This is a genomic window from Treponema lecithinolyticum ATCC 700332 (genome assembly GCA_000468055.1).
Classification (GTDB): Bacteria; Spirochaetota; Spirochaetia; order Treponematales; family Treponemataceae; genus Treponema_C; species Treponema_C lecithinolyticum.
Map to the genome: position 1 here is coordinate 22,042 of KI260552.1, position 25,077 is coordinate 47,118.

21 protein-coding genes and 1 tRNA gene are annotated in these 25,077 nt (G+C 43.6%); 8 read left to right on the forward strand and 14 right to left on the reverse strand.

The features are described 5' to 3' along the window. Nucleotides 1-12: 12 nt before the first annotated feature. The 7 genes from HMPREF9193_RS00140 (at nucleotide 13) to HMPREF9193_RS00170 (ending at nucleotide 9,104) form a co-directional block, all read left to right on the forward strand. Complete coding sequence (locus HMPREF9193_RS00140) at nucleotides 13-1,110, forward strand: glycosyltransferase (RefSeq protein WP_040847107.1); 1,098 nt, start codon at nucleotides 13-15, stop codon at nucleotides 1,108-1,110. A 21-nt stretch (nucleotides 1,111-1,131) separates the two neighbouring features. After that, a complete protein-coding gene (locus HMPREF9193_RS00145) occupies nucleotides 1,132-2,058 on the forward strand; it encodes an alpha-1,2-fucosyltransferase (RefSeq protein ID WP_021686002.1) in 927 nt (308 codons plus the stop codon). Between the two features lies 1 nt (nucleotide 2,059). Beyond that, entirely contained in the window at nucleotides 2,060-2,965 is a 906-nt protein-coding gene (locus HMPREF9193_RS10620; RefSeq protein WP_021686003.1) for a LicD family protein, read from the forward strand. Further along, on the forward strand, nucleotides 2,937-4,145 hold the full coding sequence (locus HMPREF9193_RS00155) for a glycosyltransferase family 1 protein (protein WP_021686004.1): 1,209 nt from the start codon (nucleotides 2,937-2,939) through the stop codon (nucleotides 4,143-4,145). The genes HMPREF9193_RS10620 and HMPREF9193_RS00155 overlap by 29 nt, the downstream gene beginning before the upstream one ends. Before the next feature lie 81 nt (nucleotides 4,146-4,226). Further along, on the forward strand, nucleotides 4,227-5,663 hold the full coding sequence (gene wbaP, locus HMPREF9193_RS00160; protein WP_021686005.1) for an undecaprenyl-phosphate galactose phosphotransferase WbaP: 1,437 nt from the start codon (nucleotides 4,227-4,229) through the stop codon (nucleotides 5,661-5,663). Between the two features lie 55 nt (nucleotides 5,664-5,718). Further along, nucleotides 5,719-7,254, forward strand: coding sequence for a BamA/TamA family outer membrane protein (locus HMPREF9193_RS00165; RefSeq protein ID WP_021686006.1), 1,536 nt, complete (start codon nucleotides 5,719-5,721; stop codon nucleotides 7,252-7,254). A 23-nt stretch (nucleotides 7,255-7,277) separates the two neighbouring features. Beyond that, nucleotides 7,278-9,104 (forward strand): hypothetical protein, encoded by a 1,827-nt coding sequence (locus HMPREF9193_RS00170; protein ID WP_040847110.1) that lies wholly within the window; start codon nucleotides 7,278-7,280, stop codon nucleotides 9,102-9,104. A 1-nt stretch (nucleotide 9,105) separates the two neighbouring features. Here HMPREF9193_RS00170 and HMPREF9193_RS00175 read toward each other — a convergent pair whose 3' ends face one another. The 10 genes from HMPREF9193_RS00175 to HMPREF9193_RS00220 all read right to left on the reverse strand — a co-directional run bounded on the left by HMPREF9193_RS00175 (nucleotide 9,106) and on the right by HMPREF9193_RS00220 (nucleotide 19,847). Further along, on the reverse strand, nucleotides 9,106-10,227 hold the full coding sequence (locus tag HMPREF9193_RS00175) for a hypothetical protein (protein WP_021686008.1): 1,122 nt from the start codon (nucleotides 10,225-10,227) through the stop codon (nucleotides 9,106-9,108). Further along, nucleotides 10,224-11,345 (reverse strand): flavodoxin-dependent (E)-4-hydroxy-3-methylbut-2-enyl-diphosphate synthase, encoded by a 1,122-nt coding sequence (ispG, locus tag HMPREF9193_RS00180; protein WP_021686009.1) that lies wholly within the window; start codon nucleotides 11,343-11,345, stop codon nucleotides 10,224-10,226. The genes HMPREF9193_RS00175 and ispG overlap by 4 nt, the downstream gene beginning before the upstream one ends. 13 nt (nucleotides 11,346-11,358) lie before the next feature. Continuing rightward, on the reverse strand, nucleotides 11,359-11,778 hold the full coding sequence (locus tag HMPREF9193_RS00185) for an ATP synthase subunit C-like protein (protein WP_021686010.1): 420 nt from the start codon (nucleotides 11,776-11,778) through the stop codon (nucleotides 11,359-11,361). Nucleotides 11,779-11,831: 53 nt separating this feature from the next. Continuing rightward, complete coding sequence (locus HMPREF9193_RS00190) at nucleotides 11,832-13,736, reverse strand: V-type ATP synthase subunit I domain-containing protein (RefSeq protein ID WP_245565481.1); 1,905 nt, start codon at nucleotides 13,734-13,736, stop codon at nucleotides 11,832-11,834. Nucleotides 13,737-13,744: 8 nt separating this feature from the next. Beyond that, complete coding sequence (locus HMPREF9193_RS00195; RefSeq protein ID WP_021686012.1) at nucleotides 13,745-14,368, reverse strand: V-type ATP synthase subunit D; 624 nt, start codon at nucleotides 14,366-14,368, stop codon at nucleotides 13,745-13,747. A gap of 3 nt (nucleotides 14,369-14,371) precedes the next feature. Then, nucleotides 14,372-15,667, reverse strand: a complete 1,296-nt coding sequence (locus HMPREF9193_RS00200) for a V-type ATP synthase subunit B (RefSeq protein WP_021686013.1) — start codon at nucleotides 15,665-15,667, stop codon at nucleotides 14,372-14,374. Beyond that, on the reverse strand, nucleotides 15,667-17,436 hold the full coding sequence (locus HMPREF9193_RS00205; protein ID WP_021686014.1) for a V-type ATP synthase subunit A: 1,770 nt from the start codon (nucleotides 17,434-17,436) through the stop codon (nucleotides 15,667-15,669). Before HMPREF9193_RS00205 ends, HMPREF9193_RS00200 begins: the two co-directional genes overlap by 1 nt. After that, complete coding sequence (locus HMPREF9193_RS00210; RefSeq protein ID WP_021686015.1) at nucleotides 17,433-17,975, reverse strand: hypothetical protein; 543 nt, start codon at nucleotides 17,973-17,975, stop codon at nucleotides 17,433-17,435. The genes HMPREF9193_RS00205 and HMPREF9193_RS00210 overlap by 4 nt, the downstream gene beginning before the upstream one ends. After that, nucleotides 17,975-18,607 carry a V-type sodium ATPase subunit E gene (locus HMPREF9193_RS00215; protein ID WP_021686016.1) on the reverse strand — a complete coding sequence of 211 codons (633 nt, stop codon included), beginning with the start codon at nucleotides 18,605-18,607 and terminating at the stop codon, nucleotides 17,975-17,977. Before HMPREF9193_RS00215 ends, HMPREF9193_RS00210 begins: the two co-directional genes overlap by 1 nt. A 121-nt stretch (nucleotides 18,608-18,728) precedes the next feature. Then, complete coding sequence (locus HMPREF9193_RS00220; protein WP_021686017.1) at nucleotides 18,729-19,847, reverse strand: aldose epimerase family protein; 1,119 nt, start codon at nucleotides 19,845-19,847, stop codon at nucleotides 18,729-18,731. Nucleotides 19,848-20,038: 191 nt separating this feature from the next. On the opposite strand from HMPREF9193_RS00220, the gene HMPREF9193_RS11115 reads away from it, so the two are divergent. Beyond that, nucleotides 20,039-20,209: a hypothetical protein gene (locus HMPREF9193_RS11115; RefSeq protein ID WP_021686018.1), complete on the forward strand. Its 171-nt coding sequence runs from the start codon at nucleotides 20,039-20,041 to the stop codon at nucleotides 20,207-20,209. A 4-nt stretch (nucleotides 20,210-20,213) separates the two neighbouring features. On the opposite strand, the gene HMPREF9193_RS00225 is transcribed toward HMPREF9193_RS11115, so the two are convergent. From HMPREF9193_RS00225 to HMPREF9193_RS00240, 4 genes are all read right to left on the reverse strand, one after another. Then, complete coding sequence (locus HMPREF9193_RS00225; RefSeq protein ID WP_021686019.1) at nucleotides 20,214-22,319, reverse strand: ATP-dependent DNA helicase; 2,106 nt, start codon at nucleotides 22,317-22,319, stop codon at nucleotides 20,214-20,216. Between the two features lie 106 nt (nucleotides 22,320-22,425). Further along, nucleotides 22,426-22,497 (reverse strand) — tRNA-Glu (locus tag HMPREF9193_RS00230). Nucleotides 22,498-22,599: 102 nt separating this feature from the next. Next, a complete protein-coding gene (locus HMPREF9193_RS00235) occupies nucleotides 22,600-23,880 on the reverse strand; it encodes a RelA/SpoT-related domain-containing protein (RefSeq protein WP_021686020.1) in 1,281 nt (426 codons plus the stop codon). A gap of 87 nt (nucleotides 23,881-23,967) precedes the next feature. Continuing rightward, nucleotides 23,968-25,020, reverse strand: coding sequence for a flagellar filament outer layer protein FlaA (locus tag HMPREF9193_RS00240; protein ID WP_021686021.1), 1,053 nt, complete (start codon nucleotides 25,018-25,020; stop codon nucleotides 23,968-23,970). Between the last annotated feature and the right edge of the window lie 57 nt (nucleotides 25,021-25,077).

The following is a 25,077-nucleotide window of genomic DNA, read 5'->3' on the forward strand; positions in this document are numbered from 1 at the left end:
GGGAGCCAAACAGTGCAACAAAACCGTCAAGTTAACACAACCGGTAAAGCAAACAACACCCCTCTTATTTCGATTATTGTTCCCGTCTATAAAACACCCGTAGAATTCTTATCAAAATGTATACAAAGTATTACAAATCAAACATATTCTTCTTTTGAAATGCTCTTAGTTGACGACGGTTCGCCTGCGCCTTACCAAAATGACTACCAAAAAATTGCCCAAAGCGACAATCGTATCAGTTTTATCCGACGGCAAAACGGCGGGGTAAGCGCGGCGCGCAATGACGGATTAAAAAAAGCAAGCGGAGATTGGTGTTTGTTTATCGATGCGGATGATTGGATAGAACATACGTTGTGCTGCGATGCTTTAACTGCTGCCGAAGATTTTTATTCGCAAAACGGCTTTCAAGCCGATTTGATTTTTTTCCCCTACCAAAAAGAATACGGGAAGCGCAACGAAAACGTAAGTTATTTCCAAAATGATTTTGTCGCCGTTACCGATCAAGCATGCAATAAGCTGCACAAGCAAGTGTTGTATTTGGAAAGCACGCTCGGTTCCGTATGGGCTAAAATGTACCGCACAGATTTTATAAAAAACAGTGGTGTCCTTTTTGACACTGCTCTTTCATTCGGCGAAGATATCGAATTTAATTTTCGTTTGTTTAAGCATTTAAAGTCTGTAGTATACATTCATAAATTTAACTATCATTATCGCTACGACGGTATAACGGTCAGCAATGCCTTTAATCCGCAGTTTGCCGATAAAGCCGAACGTTTTGCACAAAAACTGTATGCCGATGCCGTTGCATCAACACCGAGTGAACAAGCGGTATCGGTTGCGCTTACAAACGCGAGAATCATTCACAGTATATTGGGCATAGCGCTGCATTTTTGTTTTCACCGCGACAATCCGCGCAGTGCAAAAGAAAAATTGAACGACTTCAAAAAAATACGGCAGCGCGCTGTTTTTGCACGGGCGATAGAACAAGCCCGCTATTGCGATTTTTCACACGCACGGAAAATTGCATTGTTTTGTTTAAAGCATAAGTTTGACCCTTGCATACGTTTTATTGCCTATATGCGTCGCATTCAATATGCAGTAAAATCATAACGAAGCATTTAGTAACGGAGCATGGCTATTAAAATTGTAAAAATATCGGGCGGGCTGGGAAACCAAATGTTTTGCTATGCATTTGCCTGCGCATTGCAAAAATGCGGACACAAAGTATACGTCGACACTTCACTATACCGCAAAGCTACGGTGCACTCGGGCATAGACTTTTGCCACAACGGTTTGGAAACAGAGCGTTTGTTCGGCATAAAGTTTGACGAAGCGGATACAGCTGATGTGCGCCGTTTATCTACGAGCGCGGAAGGTTTGTTGAACCGCATACGGCGCAAGTACTTTACAAAAAAAACGCACTACATCGATACCGTCTTTAAATATACACCGGAACTTTTATCCGACAAAAACGATTGCTACCTTGAAGGCTATTGGCAAACGGAAAAATATTTTTTACCAATAGAAAAAGATATACGGCGTCTTTTTACCTTCCGTCCGACATTGAGCGAAAAATCCGCAGCCGTACAAAGCGCACTGCAAGCGCAACAGGCGGCTGTTTTATCCGCGTCGATTCACGTGCGCCGCGGAGACTTTTTAAACACAAAAACGCTGAACGTATGCACGGAAACATACTACAACAATGCAATCAAATATGCGGTAAAAAAGCATGCGGTATCACGATTTTACATTTTTTCGGATGACATACCCTGGTGTCGTGAACACTTATGCTTTTGCAACGCCCATGCCGTTTTTATCGATTGGAACACGGGAAACGACAGCTGGCAGGATATGGCATTGATGAGCATGTGCCGCTGCAATATCATTGCTAACAGTTCATTCAGCTGGTGGGCTGCATGGCTAAACAACGCTTCCGACAAAACCGTTTTAGCACCTGCGATTTGGAACCGCAGACAGCTTGAATATGTAGACCGGTATTACGGCTATGATTATTCCGACATAGTTCCTGAAAGCTGGATACGCATACCGATAGATTAAAATGAACGATTTTTTACATATACCCGATGAACGTTTAAAAGGCGACACCGTATTGCGCCAAGCACAGCTGGTAATGCTTCGCATACTGCGTGTATTCGATGCAATATGCACAAAACATTCGCTTACCTATTGGCTTGATGCGGGAACACTTTTAGGCGCGGCACGGCACTCAGGCTTTATTCCGTGGGATGACGACATCGACGTTATGATGCCACTTGCCGATTACGAAAAATTTTGTGCTCTTGCGGAAAAAGAACTTCCTTTTGATATGTTTTTTCAAACTGCGCAAACCGATCCGGAACACGACATTTGCTGGGCAAAAATCCGCGACCGCTTTAGCTATATGGACGATCCGGGAGGACCATACAATTACAATCAGGGCATTCCGATAGATATTTTTCCCGGCTATCTGCAAACGGAGCGTCAATTTAAGCACCGAAATCTTTTCGGCCTTTTACCGCCGTTTAACAATGCGCCGCTAAAACCTTCAAAGCGCAATTCGTGGAAACGCAATGCATACTTTGCCGTGTGGGGTTTTATTCAGTTTTTTTTGCGCCCCCTTGTGCGTATTCCGCCTATAGCAAAAACTTTGCAAAAATGGGGGGGGCGCGGCGGCATACAAGGGTTTTGTTATAATCCGAAGCTGCCGTGGTTTCAGTTTTTTCCGGAAAATGTTGTTTTTCCCGTATCGAAGATTCAATTTGAAGGGTATGAGTTTTCATCTCCCGCCGATACTGAGCGTTATTTAACAATTTATTTTGGCAACTGGAGGAAGCTGCCTCCTGTGAGCAAAAGGCACAGCCACAATATTCAAGGCATCCACATAACCGACGCAGGTCCGAAACCGCACAAAAGCAGTTTGCAATGGAGCGATTATTATGGAACAAATGCACGGATTAAAAAATAAAACGAACGGCAAAAACGGTGCAAACACAAACGGCAAGGTTACCGCAAGCACAAGCGAAGCTCCTTTTAGAGTTGCTCAAATTATCGGCAAAGCCGTTATCAGCGGCGTTGACTCGGTCGTCATGAATTATTACCGGCATATCGACCGCAGCCGCGTTCAGTTCGATTTTTTTATGGACGGCTACGATAAAACACTTATCGACGAAGAAATTCTCGATTTGGGCGGCCGCATCATAAAACTTGAACCCTACGAAAAATCCATGCTCACAAATATAAAACAGTGCCGTGCCGTGTTCGAAAAAAACGGGTATTCGATAGTTCATTCGCATTTGAATACGCTGAGCGTTTTTCCGTTGTATGCGGCATACCGCGCAAAAGTTCCGGTACGTATAGCGCACAACCACAGCACGACAAGCCGCGGCGAATTTAAACGTAATATGATAAAACAAATGCTGCGTCCTTTTTCAAAAACATTCGCGACGCACTACGCAGCCTGCGCCGAATACCCTGGTCGCTGGCTGTTCGGCGCTAAAGCTGTGCGTGCCGAAAAAGTGCGTTTAATAAAAAACGCGGTGGATACCGAGCGGTTTTATCCGAACCTTGCAGGAGCTGAGCGCATACGAAAAGAATTCGGCTTGGAAAACCGCTTTATTGTCGGGCACGTCGGACGCTTTGTATTTCCCAAAAATCACGAGTTTATCGTGCGCGTTTTTGCCGAAGCCTATCGGCAAAATAAAAACACCGCACTGCTTTTAGTCGGCACAGGCGAACTTGAAGCTGATATCCGCCGGCTTGTTAAAGAGCTAGGCATAGAAAATGCCGTTTTTTTTGCGGGTTTACGGCGCGATATTCCCGATTTTCTAAACGCATTCGATGTGTTTTTTTTACCAAGCCGTTACGAGGGAATGCCCGTTGTCGGCATAGAAGCCCAAGCCGTAGGTCTTCCCTGCCTTATGAGCGATGCAGTGCCGCAAGACACAGCGATTACGCCGCTTGTTTCGTTTTTTCCGCTGAACGTCGGCATTAACGAATGGGCACAAAAACTGCTTTCTTATGAGCATAAGCAAAAAAAAGCCTATCCCGATCTTATACGCAATTCCGGGTTCGACATTGTTTCTGCTGCAGAAAACCTGTGCACGTGGTACGAAAAGCTTCAAATTACAGCCGGCGCTGCAAGATAAAACTCCCGCGAACACATGCGAACCGGCCGCATCCGTAAAACGCGTTTGCTTTTTAAAAAAAAGTGTGCTATACTCTAGCACATGACGGCACAGGATTTTCCGCAGTGGTTTAAATCGCGTTTTACACATACCAGTTCGTTTGCCTCAGGTATAACTTTTATGATATTTGACTGTATCGGAGTTATGCTTTGTGTAGGAGCGGGCTTTTTTACAGTTAACGCCATAGATCGCACACTCATTGTATTCCGCGATTTCGTTCACTATTGGGTTTACCTTCCCGCCTTTGCCGCAGCTTTTTTTGCCGCACGGTTGTACCCGGGCATTATGCTACAACCGTCAGAAGAAGTTCGGCGCTTTTCCCTCACCTCTTTTTTTTGTTTTACAGGCATAGCACTTTCCATTGCCGTTGAAACCGATGACAGAAACGCGCTCAGCGTTGCCCTCCTTTTAGCTGTTCCCTTTGCAACTTTTATACTGCCTCTTATACGCGAAGCAGTGCGCCATGCGGTGTCTTTTTCACGCTGGTGGGGCATTCCGGTCGTTGTGTATAGTTCGAACCGCGACAAACAATTAGTTGTAGACCGCTTATTAAAAAAACCTACACTTGGCTACAAACCTGCAGCAATTATCGCCGATGACACCGCTTTTTATTCCGAGTACTGCGGCATTCCCGTATTTCCATATTCGGCAGAAATAGAACAGCGCATACACGAATGTAAAATTACCACAGCAATTGTAGTGGAGCGTAACAGTATTACGCAAAAAGGACCGCACAATTTGCTTTTATCTGCATACCGCTATGTTATAACCATTCCTTTTCAACAAGGACTTAAATCCGTATCGCTTTCGGTACGCGATTTTGGCGGAGTTCTCGGATTTTCTGCAGCAAACCGCCTTACCCGCCCCATAAACCTTGTTATCAAACGTTTAATTGATTTAGCTTTACTCCTCTTATCTGCACCGCTTGTACTGCCGCTGGTAGGATTGCTTTCGCTACTGGTAAAGTGGACTTCGCCGGGACCAATCTTTTACGGGCATAAACGCATAGGTAAAAACGGCAGGCAAATCACTACATGGAAATTCCGTTCAATGGTAGTTGATGCTGACCGGCGTTTGGAAGAATTGCTCGAAAACAATCCGGAATTACGACGCCAGTGGAATGAAAACCAAAAACTCGAAAACGATCCGCGTGTAACGCCTATCGGTAAATTTTTACGCAAAACCAGCCTTGACGAACTGCCGCAATTTTTTAATATCCTTACCGGACAAATGAGCTTTGTAGGTCCTCGTCCCATAGTTGAAGCCGAAAAAGCAAAATATGGCGATAAATTCGACTATATTTTTTCCGTTACGCCAGGGCTGTCGGGAATGTGGCAAATCTCCGGCCGCTCGGATACCGGATACGAAGAGCGTATTATGCTGGATACGTACTATACGCAAAACTGGTCTATTTGGCTCGATATTTGGATAATTTTACAAACAGCGCTCGTTGTCGTTACCGGAAAAGGTGCGTATTAATCATATTGTTATTTTTTTAGATCTATGTTACTATTGCAACGTTATGCATTTTCGTATGCCGTACCGATCAGCTATAACACTTTGTTTTCTTTTTATACCGTTGTTTTTTTTGCATGCCGAGCAATACCGTATTGCTTCGGTATCATACGACAGAACGGGTATAACAAGGGAATACCCGCTTCGCCAAGCCGTTTCTATAGATACCAAACGAATTTTTGAAGATAAAGCTGAATTGGAAGCATATCTTGCGGATAAATTAATCCGGTTGCGCAATCATCGTATTTTTCAAGAAGCTCATATTATACCGGAATACGAACAGCCCAATGAAAACGATATCGTCAATGTAAAAATAACCGTTAAAACAAAAGACTCGTGGAACATTCTCGGTCTTCCATACCCAAAATACGATTCAAACAGCGGTTTTGTTTTTAAATTAAAAGTAAAAGACCACAATTTTTTTGGCAGTATGCGCACGCTAAACGGCGATGTCAGCTATGAATACGATACCAAAAAAGAAGGTGAAGATCCAAAACATAAAATCGGCGCATCCCTGTCGTTTGATGTCCCTTTTAAAGCCGGACCTTTAAACTCAAATTGGAACAACGACTTTTCTTCAAAATATACAATCGGCTCGCACATGCCGAATATAAAATTTACAAGCGGTGTCGGTTTTAACTTACCGATACTTAGAACTTTAGCTTTGAATTTTGGCGTTTCGCAAGCTATAACACACGACCCCGACTATAAAGATGATAATGACATGCTTTACCTTACAGAAACGGCATCGCTCAGTCTTCCGGTAACTTTAGCACAAACCGAAAAATGGGGAGACATTTCGTGGGTACCGTCAACTTCAGTCAGTTTTAATTGGGATCCTACCGAAGCAAGCACTTTTGCAGACGGTATAAAACATGCTGATTTAAAAGGTCCAGTTATAAATGCCGCACACAGAATAGGCATGGGGCAAGTTAACTGGATAGGCAATTACCGAAACGGCTACAGTATATCGGCTGCTCAAAATTTTTCGTATAATTTTTTTGCACGCACTTATAAAACTTCTATCAGTGTTGACGGCGAATATTACCGTGCATTTAAACATGTAGGTTTTGCTTCCCGCTGCCGCTTATACGAAAGTTTTGGCGAAGCAACAGAAGTCGGTGGTTATATACGCGGTGTGCGCGATAGCCTTATAAAAACGGATTCAGCTTTTTTGCTAAATATGGACATTCCGATAAAGGTATTGCAAACAAATTGGACTCGATGGCATTTTCCGCAATGGATGAGTTGGTTTGATTTTGAAATGCAGCTTTCCCCCTTTATCGACATAGCTTTGGGAAATAATACAAAAGCCGGAACAAGTTATAATTTAAAAGACGGATGGTATGGCGCAGGGCTTGAAATTATCGGCTACCCCAGTAAAATGCGAAGCATTCAAGGCAGAATCAGTGCAGGTTTTGATGTAATACGCGTTGCAGAAAAAGCAGGCAAAAGAATCGGGATAATAGATAAAGTCGTAAATAAATTCTTTAATACCGATTGGAGAACCGGAGAATGGTATGAAATATCGATCGGTATCGGATTGCATTATTGATAATTTTAAATAAAGGAATGCAAATGTATACAAGCATAAAAAAAGATAGGGTTAAAAAAGTTATATGTGTATGCCTGTTGTGCGTATGCATTTATACCGGAAAAAAAGTTTTTGCACAAGGTAATATTTCCGTACCGCTTGAAGATCCGGTGTATAATTTATTGGAATACGCACTGATACGCGGCTATTGCTCGCCGCTTCACAACGCACGACCTTATACGCTTAATACTGTTTTACGCAGTTTAGATCAAATAGTAAACAGCAGCGATGCCGGCATAAAAGAAAAGATTATAGCGCGCGATACGATTGAACGTTTAAAAGGCGCAAGCCCTACAATATTCGATAAAGATAAAACAGATATTGCAAATGCGGCAGCTCTTTTTAAAACAGGTTCGTACGTATACGAAAACAACAATAAAGTACCCATCCGTTTGGAAATTGGAGCTTCGTGGCAGTCCGACTTTAACTTTAATTTTAACGAACCGAATATCTCCACCATCCACTGGTTTGATATGTACATACGCGGCGATATTACAAAGTATTTTTCATACAATGTAAATGCCGGCATGGGGATTATGAAACTGGATACTGCAGGGATTGCATCCACAGGAGCGCAAACGGGATCGCACGCCCCCTTTACATTTACGCAAAGCTGGGACGGTTATCAATACCGCTTAAAAAAGCTTTCGGAATTCGACGGGTTATCGAACGATCCTGCTGCAGGCATACGGTTGCTTCCCGAATTCGGCGTTCACTTTTGGGACGGTAAAGCCGGTATTTCTTTTTCGCGCGTACGGCGCGATTGGGGAACGGGAAACGGTAATTTAATGCTTTCAAAAACGGCTCGGCCGTTTACCGCAATCGATATGTATTTGCGTCCGGTAGAATGGCTGAATCTTTCCGTACTTACCGGATCTTTGGAGTTTTTCCGTTCCACAGGTATAAAAGAATCGGCTGCAACCTTTCAAAATAATATCAGCGCCCTTATGGCTGAAATTTTTATTAAAGACATAGCCTATATCGGCTTTAATTCATCTTCGGTATGGGCAAAGCGTTTTGAACCGGGCTATTTGAACCCGGGAATGATTCCGTTTTTTTACCAAAACATGGTCGGCGATTTTGACAATTTGCAGCTCGGTTTTTCGTTAGGCTTTAACGTCCCCAAATACGCTAAAATATACTATAATTTATTTATTGACGAAGCCGATTTGGGTGCTTCCGACTTTTTTCATCAAGCCGGGGCAAGTATGTGCGCATGGCAAGCGGGCGCTAAAATTGCAATACCCGATACGCCGTTTATGAGCTTTGTACTGCAATACACAAAACTGGAACCCTATGTATACACTCACCCCCTTGAAGAAATTCCCGGTTATACCGGAAAAATGAATACTTCGTATCTTAACCACGGAGAGCCTATCGGCTACAAATTAAAACCGAATTCCGACGAAATAAAAATCGGCTTGTACGCGTTTCCTACGTGGTTTGCAAGTGCACATGCCTTTTATTCAATGGTACACCACGGAGCGGATTACGGATCCGGTATTGTACACGGCAGTTCTTTTGGGGATTTAATGGTATACGGACAAGGCGCTTCTTCGGCAAAACCGGGTGACTATTACTATAAAGATTTTCTTAAAGACGGTGTGTATGAGTGGATTCATTCTCTAGGGGCAAATGCCGAAGTTGATATGCGCTTTGTAAAAAATATTCCGCTAAAATTAAAGTTGGGTTATACGTTAAGCTATACACACCACACCGAATTTACAAACGGAGTTTTTAAGCAAGCCCAAAGCGATGAATATATAAATCGTTTTGGAAATTACCTAAGCTTGTCTATAAAAGTGTACTAAGTCACTTTCGTAACTCTTTTTCCGCTAATATTTTCCACGTGCGATCGGGGCTTTCCGAAGCTAAAGCCGAAAAAATGTCGTAAGCAAACGAAACAAATCCTTGCTTTTCGCACAAAACGCCCAATGTATAAAAGCCTTCCCACATATTGTTTTGTGATGCCCAATCGGTAATATCGGAATACATTTTTATTTTTTTAAATAGCGCTGCTACTTTAGTGTAAGTGTAATCCATATCCCTGGATTTTATTATACCGTCTGCACGGCTGACTGCCGTTACGCAAAATAAAAGCGCTGTTTGTAAAGCCCTATCCGTTAAACCATACGAATTGTAATATTCAGTGAGCAAAAACCACACGCGCAATGTTTTGTATGTATCGTTTCTATACAGCAAAAACAGTTTATCCGCGCTCATGCCCTTTGTAAGGGCTGCATAAACGGCTGAACCAAAAGAACTTTGACTTTGACCGTCTTTGCTGTTTTGCACTCCGTATACATCGTCTTGTGAACCGAGTAAAAGCAAAGCGCTTTCATACTTTTCGTTATTTCCTTGTAATTTATACAATTCCGCCATACCGTACAAAATATCGGACTGCATTTCGGGAACGTCGAGGTAACTGCGGTTAAGATAGGCAAAAGAAAAAAAGGTTTCGGCAGTATTGTATTCTCCTTCAAGCGTATACAGTTTACCTAATAAAAAATCAGCTTCAGGATATACAAAAGAGCTTTTTACATAGTCGCTAAGTTTTTGAATGGAATAATCGAAGTATTCGATACCGAAACGATTTATTAAAGCTTCTATTATGCGCACTGCGTCCACACTTCCGCGTTCTTTCAATAACTGTAAAACGGTTTGTATGTCATTTCCAGCTTTAAGCAATGCAGGCGCCGAAAGCGCTTGGACTAAAATTGCAGAAGAATCGGCAGTTTCCTGTTTTCGCTTTTCTTTTGCGTTTTCGGCAAAATGAAAAGCGCTGCCGTAATCCCGCTTTTCAAATGCAATGTTTGCCCGCTCAAGTATACGCCAAGATGAGTTGTCGAATTCATCTTGTCCGTATCGATTAAACGCACAAAGCGGAAACGTAAAAAATATACAAACAATACAAACGGCGGAAAAATATTTCACAAAGATTTTATTTCCTCACTAAAAGCAATATCGGCATTTTTGCTGAGGATATTTAGGTCATCGTTTTGAAGAGTTCTAACAACTTTTCCTTTTTTAAATATCAAAACCGAATTTCCGGCTCCGGTAATTCCTATATCCGCATGCTTTCCTTCGCCCGGTCCATTTACTACACAGCCCATAACGGCAACTGTTATGTTTTTGTTCATCGAAAGCAATTTGTTTTGCCAGCGTTTTACAAAGCCGTGAACGTCAAAGCCGTTGCGCCCGCACCGGGGACAAGACACAATTTTTACCCCGCCGGTATACAAACCGCATGCGGCAAGTATTTCTCGGGCAGCTATTACTTCGTTTTCAACATCGGAAGAAAGGCTCACCCGTATCGTAGAGCCTATACCCTCTTTTAAAAGATGGGTAAACGCTACGGTACTTTTTACGATGCCGCCGATTAAAGGACCTGCTTCGGTAACTCCGATATGCAGCGGTACTGCTGGGCATTGTTTTGCAAAAGCTTCGTTTGCCTGTATTGTTTCTTCTATTGAAGAGGCTTTAAGCGAAACAACGTATTGGTCGAAGTTAAGTTTTTCGAACACTGCAGCTTCGCGCACTGCAGTTTCGCAAAGCCCTTGAAAGCGGCTCATTTTTCCTTTTTCAACGGCACTAGCTATATCTGATGGAAAACTTCCGGCGTTTACTCCTATCCTCACGGCAACGCCTTTGTCTTTGCATGCATTTACCACTTCGCTAACGCGTTCGGCAGATCCTATGTTGCCGGGGTTTATGCGTATTTTAGCAACATTGCCTTTTAAACAACGCAGAGCAAGACGCCAATCAAAGTGGATATCGGCTACCAAGGGCATACGGACGTGCTCTGCAAGACGGCACAATGCATCGGCACTTTGCATATCGGGTACGGCAAAGCGCAATATGCGGCAGCCGAGAGCACCAAGCTGTTCTATTTTATCGGCTAAAGAAAAAAGGGCACTGTTGTCGGTTAAAACCGGAACAATGCCTTCTTTCCACATAGTTTGAATGCTTATCGGAGCATTTCCTCCGATTTCCGTGCGCTCCGTTTTACCCGAACCGCCGATGCAGACGGTACGGGTTTGAGCTTTTTTCATATAATACTTAAAATTACAGTACGATAAAAGAAAATACCATTGCAAAAAGCGCAACACTTTCTGCAAGACCTACAACCGTAAGGTACTGTACAAAGCCTTTGCCCGTTTCACCCAACGCGTCGGAACCGGCAGCACCGGCTTTTCCCTGATATACTGCGGAAGCTGCCATAGCAAGACCCGAAAAAAGACCGAGCGCCAAAAGAAACATACCGTCTTTTGTAGAGTTAATCATAGACTGCATAAGCAAAAAGCCGTAAATGGTTTGTGTCAGCGGAGCACCGGCAAAAGCAACTAAAATAAAGGGGGCAGGTTTATTGTTTACATAACAGCGCTTCCATGCACCTACCGCCGCTTGACCGGCTATACCGATACCTATTGCAGAACCGGTTGCTGCAAGACCGAGAACACATGCTGCTCCGAACATTCCAATCATACACATCTCCTGTTGTCCGTCCGTTTCGACGGTAAAATCAAAATAGCTTCAGCTTATTCGCTGAACGGTTTATATTTGAACCCCGACCACGACATTCCCAAGTGTCCGGAAAATTCCAATGTATTTAAACGCACGCCGTGCACGATAACCGAAAGCATATTTAATATGATATTCAAACCGTGCCCGAATGCTAAAATCAATACTGCGGCAAACATTAAAAAACCGCCTAAAAACGGTCCTGCCATACTGTTTACCGTAGACGAAATAGCCGCTCCTGCCAAACCTACCGCCCACAAACGTATGTAAGAAACGATATCCGAAAATACGTTTACTACTCCGAGTAAAACGGAAATAATATTTTTTAAGCTTGCTAAAACCGACTCTTTTACGCTTCCTTCGTAATTGGAAAACACAAAGCTGAGTATAAAACCGCCTGCCACAAAAGCACCGACCGGATATGCTATAGGATAGGCTGAAAAAATATCGAGCGGAATGCTTGCATCAAAGGGAAAGCGCACTTTGTCCACCACCATATTCAATACAACGTAAAACATTCCCCACAGCATAAAAAGAGAACCTGTATCTCCCAAAGCTTTAAGCGAACGCTCTGCAATGCTGCGCACAATGCTTTTAAAGTGAGCGATACTCAACTGCAACAATGCGAGGCAAAAGCAAAAGATTTGCAAATTTTGTACAACTCGGCGGTTGTTTTCCGGCGATTGGGCGGCGTATGCGCTCGATAAAGGTTCAAACGAAAGCGACACTAAAAAAGCGGGTAATTTATCGACGGGAATACCGAACCAGCTACACGTTACACTGCCCCATACTACGGTAGACAAGCCCAAAATAAACAACAAGCCTATTTCAGGCTTTACCTTTTTGCGCTTAAGTATCGAAAATAAAGCTGCACACAAAGCCAGTATAAGCATTAAAGAACCGTAGCCAGCATCGCCGAAAATCATACCAAAAAAGATCGCAAAAAATAGCAAAAACCAACCGGATATATCGTGTTCACGGTAGCCGGGAACCGTATCCAAAAAGTCGGAAAGCGGATAAATTAAGCTGATCAGTTTATTGTTTTTAAGTTTAGTTGGTACTTCTTCATCCGGCGCAGGTTCTGCGGAAAGCAAAGCCCAATTTTCTTTTTTTGCACACTCTGCAAGGCGCGGTAAGTCTGTAGCAGGCACAAAGCCCGAAAGCCATGCCAAAGCGTGCTTTCCTTCTTCTTCGTGCCCCATTCCCGAATATAAGTTTTCGAATTCGGCAGCTTTTTCCGCTTCGCATGCAGCTTTTTTAATACTTTGCGCATATACGGCGTCAGCGGTTATTTGTCCGCTTAAGCGCGCACGCAATTCGGCATATTCCTTTATTTTTTGTTCAAGCTGCACGGTCGGCATTTCGGGAAGTGGCACTGCATACGCTTCCGGCGGCAGTGTTTCTTTAAGCGAAGTTTTTCCGATACGAACGCCGCCTTCTCTTTCTATAAGCAAAAAACGGGTAGTATTTTTATCGCGGTTTAGAAAAACCGTTTCAACATCTTCACCCAGTTCGTCATATTTATCATTGGGTATTTCGTACAAACAAAGTCCGATTCCCTTACCGGCAAGAAAAGCAAGATCGTCAGTGTTTACCGCACCCCAGCCTCTTAAACGCTCAAGTTCCGCTTTTGCTGCAGCTGCTTTGTCATCGGCGTCTTTAAGCAAAGCATAACGCTCGACGATTTCATTGGCTTTTGCAAGCGCTTGTTCTGTGCCGATGTCTTTTTGCTTTTTTTTAGCTTGCTTTACATCGGCTGTCAGTGCATAAGCGCTGTGCAGTTTTTCGCAATCGCTTTTGCAGCGGCTGAGCGCTTCGCTTTTGCCTTCAATATGTTCGACGTGTACCAAACCTAAAGTACGCAGTTTTTTAAGCGCCGTTTTACGCTCGCTGTCCAAAAGCACAAGGGATATTTTTTTCATAGGTACAATCATAGTTCATTCTCCCTGTTTTTTTCGGCAACTTTTTCCAAGTTTTTTTTAGAAATTTTTCCGCGCACAACGGCAGCGACTTGCTGGTCGCCCAAATATACACTGATCGATTTTATGTTCATTTTTGTTTCAGGAATCTTTACTTTTTCAAACAAATTAACGCGTTGGGTTGTCGTACGCAATTCTCTGGTTAAAAGACGCACTTGTTCTTCCAAAACTTCGGCTTCCAAATCCAAAGACAAAGCTTGTTCCAATTTAACTGCCGCTAAGTCAACCCACAACGGCAGTTTGTACAAATCGTAATCGCCGCGCGTAAAGTCCGCACCTTCATATACGGGAATAACCACACCGGCAATATTTCCCGTTCCTTTACGGATATTGTGAACTTGTACCATATCGTCGGTAAATACATCAGCTTCCCCAAAAACGGCAATCCACGCTTTAAATTCCGTGTCGAGCGCCTTTCGCTTTGCCCTCACTTCCTTTGCCCGCTCGTCTATGGTACGGATTTCCGTTTGCAGCTGTTGTTTTTTTAGCGTCAATGTAGGCAAATAGCGCCGGTACATTTTAAGCGCGTCTTTTTGAGCTTTTAATTCGTTTTTTGTCAGCTTAACGGCAGCCATCGCTTACGCCTCGCGCCAATATTTTGTCGTCAATTCGGACTTTATACCCGTTTCTTCTTTATTAAAGCAAGAAGCAAGAATTTTCCATCCCATATCCAAAGCACTTTCCAGCGGAATGTTTATGGATAAGTCCATCATTTCTTTTTCGAACATTGCACCGTATTTAAGTAATTTTTCATCCCACTCGGACATCATAAAACCCATTGCCTTTTTTTCGAGGGTATCTTTGTACGAAGCGTACAAGCGGATCATACTGTCCATGAGGGTACGGTGATCATCGCGCGTTTTGTTGTTTACGTTTTGCTTTAAGCGCGACAAACTTCCGAACGGTTCAATGCGCCCGCCCTTTAAGTAATACTGACCTTCGGTAATGTAGCCTGTATTGTCGGGAACGGGGTGCGTTACGTCGTCTCCGGGCATAGTGGTAACCGCCAAAACGGTTACCGAACCGGCATCGTCGAAGTCTACGGCTTTTTCGTAGCGTGCGGCAAGCTGGCTGTACAAATCTCCCGGATAACCGCGGTTCGACGGAACTTGTTCTTGCGTAATGGCAATTTCTTTCATTGAATCGGCAAAGTTTGTCATATCGGTAAGCAATACGAGTACGTCTTTACCCTGCAAAGCAAATTGCTCTGCAACGGCAAGCGACATATCCGGAATTTTAAGACATTCGACAGTCGGGTCGGCTGCGGTATGAACAAACATTACCGTGCGGCTTAAAGCGCCGCCGTTTTCAAGTTCACTCTTAAAGTACAGATAATCGTCATACTTTAAGCCCATGCCGCCCAAAACAATAACGTCTACTTCGGCTTGCATAGCTATGCGCGCCAAAAGCTGATTGTACGGCTCGCCGGAAATACTGAATATCGGCAGTTTTTGCGAAACAACCAGCGAATTGAATACATCGATCATGGGAATACCGGTGCGGATCATGCGGCGCGCCATAATGCGTTTTGACGGGTTTACCGAAGGTCCTCCGATTTCCACAAGGTTTTCGTGCAGCGCAGGACCTTTATCCCGCGGCTCGCCGGAACCGTTAAAAATGCGTCCCAAAAGGTTTTCGGAAAAACTGATTTGCATTTCGTGTCCCAAAAACCGTATTTGATCTCCCGTAGAAACGCCGCGACCTCCTGCAAATACTTGCAAAGAAACGGTATCGCCCGTTATACGGGTAACTTCGGCAAGCGATGTGCCAAAAACGGTTTCGATTTCTGCCAATTCGCCGTTTTTAACGTTTTCGGCACGGACGGTAATAACGCTTCCGTTTATCGATTCTATTTTACTGTATACCTTTTTCATTATTCACCGTCCTTCAGTAAATCGGCTGCTTGTGCGTTCAATGTTCCCGACATAGCTATGTACAATCCATCTATATCTCTTTCTTTTTGTTTAAACTCTTCGCTTGTGCGCACGGTATAATTCCAGTCTATAAACTTTTGGCGCATACGGTTAAAAAACGAACGCGCTTCATCTTTTCCGGGAAGTTCAAAATCCGAGCCGAGTACTTGCAAAAGCCGTTTAAACACATAGGTTTGGCGCTCAACTTCCGGAGAAGAATCGACTTCGTCGAATGAGTTTTGCTGAAAGTACACAGCATCGAGGAATTCGCCTTTTAAGTATACGATAAAGTCGGCAAGACTGGTACCTTCTTCTCCGACAACTTTCATCATGGATTCAACATCAGTTGCATGGCGGAATAAAGCGCGCGCATAGTTTACCCAATCCTCACGAATAACGCTTTTATACTTCGACCACGAATCCAAAGGATTGATTGCGGGGTATTTTCGCGCATCGGATCGTTCACGCGAAAGCCCGTGAAAAGCACCGACTACTTTTAGCGTAGCTTGGGTTACCGGCTCTTCAAAGTTGCCGCCCGCAGGAGAAACCGTACCGCCGATGGTAACCGAACCTAAAGAACCGTCGCTCAAGCGCACAATGCCTGCGCGCTCATAAAAAGCTGCGATATACGATTCCAAATATGCAGGAAATGCTTCTTCTCCGGGGATTTCTTCCAAACGGCCGGACATTTCGCGCAGCGCTTGAGCCCAGCGGCTGGTAGAGTCTGCTAAAAGCAAAACGTGAAGCCCCATTTGACGATAATATTCGGCTAAAGTAACCCCGGTATACACCGACGCTTCGCGGGCGGCAACCGGCATGGAAGACGTATTGCAAATGATGATTGTACGTTCCATAAGAGAACGTCCCGTTCTCGGATCGGTTAATTCGGGAAATTCTTTAAGGATTTCCACAACTTCACCTGCACGCTCGCCGCATGCGGCTACAATAACGACATCAACGTCGGCGTTGCGGCTGGTTGTGTGCTGCAATACCGTTTTCCCCGCTCCGAACGGACCGGGGATACAGTAGGTTCCGCCCTTGGCAACGGGAAAAAAGGTGTCTATAAGGCGGATTTTTGTTACCATTGTTTCTTCGGGCTTTAAGCGCTCTGCATAACAGTCGATAGCGCGTTTTACCGGCCAATTAAAACTCATAGTAACGTTATGTTCTTTTCCCTTGCTGTCGCTCAGCACAGCGATTGTGTCTTTAAGTTTTTTATGACCTGCATCGCTTATCGATTTTACCGTATACGTGTCGTTAAAATAAAAGGGAACCATAATTTTATGGGTAAACGGTCCTTCGGGCACGGAACCGAGCACATCGCCTTTTTTTACTTGAGAGCCGGTTTTTGCTATGGGTGTAAAATCCCATTGTGAATTGTCGTTTAACGCGTCGATGTATACGCCGCGTTCCAAAAAGTATCCGGCTTGTTCTGCAAGCTGCGGCAGCGGGTTTTGCAAACCGTCGAATACTTGCCCTAAAAGTCCCGGCCCCAACTCGACGGAAAGCATATCACCGGTAAAATTCACTTCGTCGCCGGTTTGAATGCCTTTAGTCATTTCAAAAACCTGCATTTGCGCTTGATCGCCGCGTATGCGGATAACTTCGCTTTTAAGGCTTTTTCCGGCAACTTTTACGTAGCCCACTTCGTTTAACGATACGACGCCGTCAAACTGAACGTTTATCATGTTTCCGTTGACGCCGACAACTTTTCCTTTCGTATCCGTCATGTTGATTCTCCAAGTATTCTGTCGTAAATTGTCCGGTACGATTCCATACCGGTTTCCGTATTGAATTTTCTCATACGCAATGCAAGTTTTAATTTAAGTGCATAATAAAAAACCGCATCGAGCGAAAACGCATCGATGGGGCGCATAGCTTCAAGCGCCGCACAGCGCTGTTCATTTAAAAAATCTTCGGCTTCAAGCGGCGTATTCATACCGACTGCAGTGCGGGCAATTTGTACAATATCCGCAGAAAGACTGTAGGTATGCAAAATAAATTCTTTTTTTAGTTTTGCCGCCCTGATTTGCGCCAGTGCAAAGCGGAGCATACGTTCCCAATCGTACCATGCGTTTACAAAAGCGCACACCGTTTGCACTTGTTCTTTAGGCGGCTCAAGAGAAAAGGTGCGCGCAAGATTTGCCTCTTTTGTGTCCAAAAAACGGGTACATAAATCGGTAAAATGAGCTTCCGTAATCGGCAGCGGAGTATTGCCCTTAAGCGAAAAAGACGGAAGCTGCGACACCAGATAGTAATACGAGCTCACTATCGGTTTTCCTCCCGCAAAGACGCTGCAGCACTTTTAAGGATTTGTGCAGTACGCGGATTAAGATACGAAGCAAACATTTGTGCAACCGCTTCAGCTGAAAAGTCGTAGTATGCGGCTCCGTTTTCCGTTCCGATACGGAAACCTGCAGACAAATTTTTATCCGCTTTAATTTCAATACCGCCGGCAATGTGCTGTTTAAGAGCGGCATGAAAATTTTGTTCAAGCGCTTTTAAATCTTTTTCGTTCAACAGCACTGACAGATTTTGAGCATCCGGGTTGGAAGCAAGCAGTTTAACCGTTTCCGGAACCAGCGATTTTAACAATTCGGCAGAATACGCTTTTTCCGTTTCCGTTTTTATAAAAGCCGCAAGTTGAGCGTTAATTCCGTCTCTAAAAGAAATAAGCAGGTTTCTGCCTGCTTGACTTACGGCATCGATACTGGCTTTTTCGAGCCGCTCGGTTTCCGCTTTTGCCGATTTTATAATGTCGGCAGCTTTTGTGTGTGCTTCTTCAACAAGCGCTGCAGCTTTTTTTTCAGCTTCGGCAATTATCTCCGCCGCAGCCGTTTCGGCGGAAGCAACACCGTCTTTTTTAATTTTGTCGATTAACTCTTGTAACTGGACGTCCATAACACCCCTCGCAAAAATAACTTCACATAGAATAACGTTTTAGAAAAAATAAATCAACTATCACCGGTAAAACTATCAGGGTAAAAAAATCACTAAAATCGTTAAATTTTCCGCCGGTACATCAATTGCCGCCGCTATCCGTGTCGAATGCGTACACCGTTACCGCCGTATATGTGTGCCCTGCTTTTAAAACAGCTGAAGGAAAGTCCGGTCGATTGGGAGCATCCGGATAATCTTCGGTTTCCAAACAAAAACCCGCGTGTTTTTTATACGGCACACCGTCTTTTCCGTGTGCAACATCCAAAAAGTTTCCCGTATAAAACTGCACACCCGGTCTATCCGTGTACACGCTCATCTTACGGCCGCTTTGCTTTTCGTACACTTCAGCACACAACGGCAAGGACGAACAATTGCCGTCTTTGGGAATGCCGGCATTAGCGCTGCCGCCCATTTTATCACAGCCGTCCTTATCGGCATAAATGCCGTCCTTTATACAAAAGCAATGGTCGTAGCCGCCGACTTTTTCAATATCCTTCCCTATCGGCTTTGCTTTTCTAAAATCAAACGGCGTTTTATCAACCGTCGACGGTTGTCCCTGCGGAATTAAATTTTCATCAACGGGAAGATAGCATTCAGCGTTCAGGCGCAGTTCATGCGATAAAATATCGCTGCCGCTTTTTCCCGTTAAATTAAAATATGAATGATTGGTTAAATTGACAATCGTATCTGTATTTGACAAAGCGCGGTAGCGGAAAATCAATTCATTGTGCGTGGTTAAAACGTACTCTGCGTGTATTTTCAGTTTTCCGGGAAAACCCTGTTCTCCGTCTGGACTAACACGGGAAAAGCGTATTCCTGTTTCGTTAGCCCTGCGCAGGATTTTTGCTTTCCATACCATGCGGTTATAGCCGTTAAAACCGCCGTGCAAGCAAGACGGACCATTGTTTGCATCCAAACAGTATTCAGTGCCGTTTAAGCTAAAGCGTGCATTTGCAATTCTGTTTGCAAAACGTCCTACCAAAGAGCCGAAATAAGTTTGCCGATCGTTTATATACCCTTCGAGGGTGGAATATCCGAGCGCAACATCTTCGAGTACGCCGTTTTTATCGGGCACTTTAATTGAAGTAACGATACAGCCATAGTCCATTACCGAAAACGACATAGCATCGTTATCTATTGTATATAATTTAACTTTTGTTCCGTCGGAAAGCACTCCGAAACGGCATTTTTTTACACCCATGTTTTAAGTATATCATAGGGCGCAAAAATGGAAAAGCCCGGTTGTGCAAACATTTACACAAATGACTCAACATACTTTTCTTCTAAATATAGTAACATTTTGTCAAGAAAAAAAAATATATTTATATTGCGGATTGACTAACCGGACAAAAAATACTATATTTGTAAAATATTCACACTCCGGAGGTTAGTATGGCTGGTGCAAGTAAAAACTCCCGTACAACGGTTTCAACACATAAATTCTTTTGCACATGCGGCGGAGAAGTCGTTATGAAAACCATGTGCGAAAACGGAAAAGTAAAAAATATTGCCGAATGCACAAAGTGCAAGCGTGTTGAACGCCGCCCCAAAGATTTTAAATAAGTTTTTAACTATCCAAAAAACGCTGAACGGAAGCACATACATTTTGTGCGGTGTCGAACATCCGTTTTGTTTCGGGTACGCTTTGTAAAAACAAAGCTCCGTAGCGTTTTTCAATTAAACGGCGGTCTAAAACGGTAACGGCACCTCGATCCGCACACCGTCTAAGTAAACGTCCGAACCCTTGCCGGAAGCGTATGACCGCTTCCGGTACGCTTAATTCCATAAAAGACGAACCGCCTCTTTTGTCGATATCTTCGCTTCTCGCAGCAAAAACGGGATTTGACGGAACGGTAAACGGCAGTTTGGCAATAATAACGTGCGACAAACTTTCACCGGGTATATCCACCCCTTCCCAAAAAGAATCGGTTGCAAAAAGAACGCTTTCTTTTTGTGTTTTAAATTGCTCAAGCAGCCTAAAACGGTCGTCGTCTCCCTGGCGATATATGCAAAAACTCTCGCCGGAAAGCATGTTCCGCGCATAATCGCAAGCTGAACGCATGGATTCGTACGAAGTAAACAAAACTAAAGCACGCCCGCTTGATGAACGGATCAAATTAACGATTGCCTGTTCCAAATGCTGTTGAAAATCCGAAGACGAAGGCAGCGGCATATCCGAAACAACCGATAACAATACATTGTTTTTATAATCAAAGGGAGAAGCAAAACTGTCGTTTAAAAGACGGTCTTTATCTACAAAAAACGCACCGCTTCGTTTCATCCAAAAATAAAAATTTCCTGCAACCGTAAGCGTTGCCGATGTACATACAACCGTGTCTAAAGGCTCAAACAATCCGTTGTGCATAAGAGGCGCAATGTCGAGCGGTGTTTGGTAACACACCGGATACGCTTGCGTTTTTTCCAAAAAGCGTTTTTCAAGCCAAAATACTTTATCGGCGTTTTCGTTCCACAAACCGAAGTTTTTGCCCAATTGAGCATAGGCTTCAAGGCGCTTCATAATTTGCTTGGATTCCCACACTGCAGGCGCTGAAATATTTTCATCGTCGATACTGTCTATAAGCGTGCGAAGCTGCGAACACAGCAGGCTAAGACCGCTGGCAAGAGTATCCATAGCGGTAATAAAACCTTGTGCTTGCACTGCAGTACTTTCGCACAGCCGCCACACTGAATTTTCGCCGAACAGCGAAAGAGCTTGTTCTTCCATAGTTTGAATGTACGTTTTTAATTTTATAAGAGACGTCAATACTTCCTGCACAGCAGTTTCATCACTTGCAAAGGTTTGTAAATCGTATAAAAAACCTGCGGACGCACTTTTCCGTGTGCGGTGAAGTTTATTTAACTGTTTTAAAAGTGAAAAACGGCTCAGCGATTCGGAAAAGAATCCAGTGGCGGCTTTTTCCGCGTCGTGCGCTTCATCCAAAATTAAACGTTTATAAGCCGGTAAAATACCGTTGTCGTCAAAAGAAGCCGAAACAGAGCGCGTTTCCATATCGGCAAACAACAAGTGATGGTTAACGATTAAAACCGAAGCGCACGACGCTTCTTTGCGCATTTTCATGACAAAGCAATTTTCGTAAAAACGGCAGCGGCTGCCCATGCACGCGTCGCTTTCCGAATTAATGCGCTGCCATAAAGACTGCGACGGCATAAAGGACAAATCGGAATTACTTCCCGATTCGGATTGCGAAGCCCACGCGCTTATCCGCTGCAGTTCTTCTTTTTCGTCGTCAAATAAATCGATTTCATTTAACGCATCGTTTAAGCGCCGCCGGCATATATAATTTTGCCTGCCTTTCATCAGCACGGCTTTAAAATCCTCGTTTAATATCCGCCGGGCTGCAGGTACGTCTTTTTCGAACAACTGCTGCTGTAAGTTGATGGTACCGGTGGAAATAACAACGCGTTCTTTATTTTTAAGCGCCCACAGCACGGCAGGAAGCAAATAGGCAAAAGATTTGCCTATACCCGTCCCCGCTTCAAACACGCCGACTTTATTTTTGTTAAATGTTTCGCAAATACGTTCAAGCAAAGCGATTTGCCCGGGACGCTCTTCAAAATCGTCAAACAGTTTTTCAAGCGGCCCGCCGGAAGAAATCCATGCAGAACAAGCGTGCGTATCCAAAATTTGCGGGGAAAAGCTGTTTTGTTCCACCAAAAAAGAACTCCGGCATAAAAAAAGAGGTGCCTTAAAAGTCTTCTGCTTTTAGACACCCCGTTTTTCAAAAAACATCCAAAACCGCAGCTTCGGACTTAGCGAACATCTCCTAGGGGAATTGAACCCCTGTTGTCGGGATGAAAACCCGATGTCCTAACCACTAGACGAAGGAGACATTTTGTATCAAACGACTTTACATACCATATCAAAATTTTATTTTTGTGTCAAGCGGGATGCTTACAGCATGTTTACAGCTCAAGCATTAAAATGAAGACTTTTACGTATTCAAGCGGTTTACAAGCGATAAGCGCAAACGTTGCGCTTCAGCGTCGGAAAGCCCCAAAGCAAAAGCGATATTCAAATTATCCAGCGATTGTTCAAAACGGCTTAAATGAAAAAGTGCTAAAGCTTTGCGATAATACACATGCGATTGATATTTGTTTATTTCCAATGAACGGTCAAAGTATTCAAGCGCTTTTTCTTCTTCATTTAAAACGCTGTATACAATACCTACATAATACAGCGACATATAGTTGTTAGCGTTTTTTTCAACACTCGTTAAAAAGTCTTTTTTAGCTTCTTCGTAGCGGTTTTGTGCAAAATAAGCCATTCCGCGGTGTTTGTATATTACCGAAAGCACCACGGGTTTTGCTGCAGCTTTTGCTTGTAATATGCGGCTGTAAATATCGATAGCGCTGTCCAAATTGCCTATATTATGCGCGTGAATTGCTTCCAAAAGCATATCGTCAACGGTACCCTGCACATAAGGTGAAGAAGAAGCAAACTCCTTTAGCGAAGACGACATTTTATTGATTTCTCCATCGGCATCAAGTTTATCGGCAGAAAGAATATCGGCTTGTTCATAAAAACTGGTACGGCGCATATCTATTTCAGAATTCAATTTATTTTGGTAATCGCGGATTTCTTGAAACACAATGTCTGCAAGACTGAGCATAGCGTTCATAGACGCAAGCTTTCGGCGCAGCGGAAGGTCGAAAGGAGAAAACTCCGATTTATACACTAACTCGTGTTCAACTTCCGCCCACGCATCTTGTAAAATAGTACGTATTTGAATTTCGCACACTAAGCCGTCCGGAATCAGTTTTTTTTGTTCTTTGCTCAAAACGCTGTCGTAAATATACTGCGGAATTTTAAGCAATATATGAACCGATTCGTAGCCGAATTCGCTGAACGTGCGTTCCGAACCTTTGCGTTCAAGCTCGCATACGTCAAAGCGTTCAAGTATTTGTTTTTCCGCGCTTCCGATATCTTCCAAAAAAGAGCAAATAACCCGTACGCCGAGTAAATCGGTTAAAACGGGCAGTTTATTGCTTTCAAGCACAGAGGGAGCGGACGGAGCGATTTTTAAAAGTTTACGGTAATAACTGTTAAAATCTTTTATCCGGTATTTAAACGAAGGCATTGAAACACAGGATATGCTTTTTTTTAATTCTTTAAGAAGTTCTTCTAAAAGTAAAACAAAAATATTTTTACATTCATCGTACAAACGGTGCAGTTCGTCTTTTGAGCGAAACGAAAGAATGTTTTGTGCGGGCATTACAATATCCCTATAAAAAAACAAGGCTGCCCAAAAACTTCCGTTCTTAGACAGCCCCCGTTTTTATAAACTTAAGCTAAAACAGTTTTACTGTTGTTCAGTAGAAGACGTTACAGCAGCACTGAAACCTTCTTCTTTAGCCATGTTGTTCTTTTCGATAAAACGGTTAACTTGCTGAGAACCGAACATCCGCATTTCGATAGATTGGCGGTATTGTTCTTTTTCGGTAACGATACCCCACAAGTCTTCGTCTGCAATGTCGCGTTCGGTTTGTGCAACCGCTTTGTCGTAGATAACATCGATTTGCTTAAAGTAACCTATAAAATCTCCGCCGTCGTGAGCCGCATCGCGGGTAACATAAATACCGGACAATTTGGCATAGGGAAGTCCGCGCGGATACAAAGGATATACACGGATTTCGCGGTTGCGGATATCGGTAACGTAATCGGGGTTGTTCCAAATAAGATTTTTCCAACCGTCGAAGTTAAGCGTACCCATAAAATAGCGGCGTTCCACGTTGTCGTTATCTTTAAGCAATACGTATACAGCGTGAGGATAGTTGTATCCGTACGTTGTCAACGAAATCGCTTTAATCGTTCCTACGTTGTCCAACACACCGTAACCGGTAGTATCGTCACCGTTTTTGCGGAAACGGTATGCGTTAGCTTGTTTTGAACCTTCAACAACTTGACCGTTTTCGTCGATTTGAGCCATCGGTTCAAATGCGGGAATGTCAAAGGGAGGTTCAATGCGCGCATTGGCATTTACCGGCGCCGTGGGGAATACAATGCGTACGCCCATAATGTTTTTACCGGCAAAGGGTCCGCCTACAACGGGAGCCGATTTAACAATAGAACGCTGCATGTTAGCCACAATCTGAGCGGAAGAATTTAAGTGAACTTCCCAATCGGTTAAAACCAGCGAAGTACGCATCAGGGCTTTTTGAGTATCATCAAACGGAATTGACGACACTTTTGAAAAATCCATTACGGTTCTGCTGTGTACAGTGGGATTGCCGTTTTCGTCAGCGACGATATCCGGCTCAAGATTTGAAAAGTCAATAAGAACTGCTTTTTCACCAAAAGCAAAGCTTCCTATCAAAAGGAATGCCATTGCCACTAAAACGAAAGACCTCTTCATTCAAAGCTCCTTTTATACAAGATGATGTAGCCTTGTATATATAAAATATACTTTCTG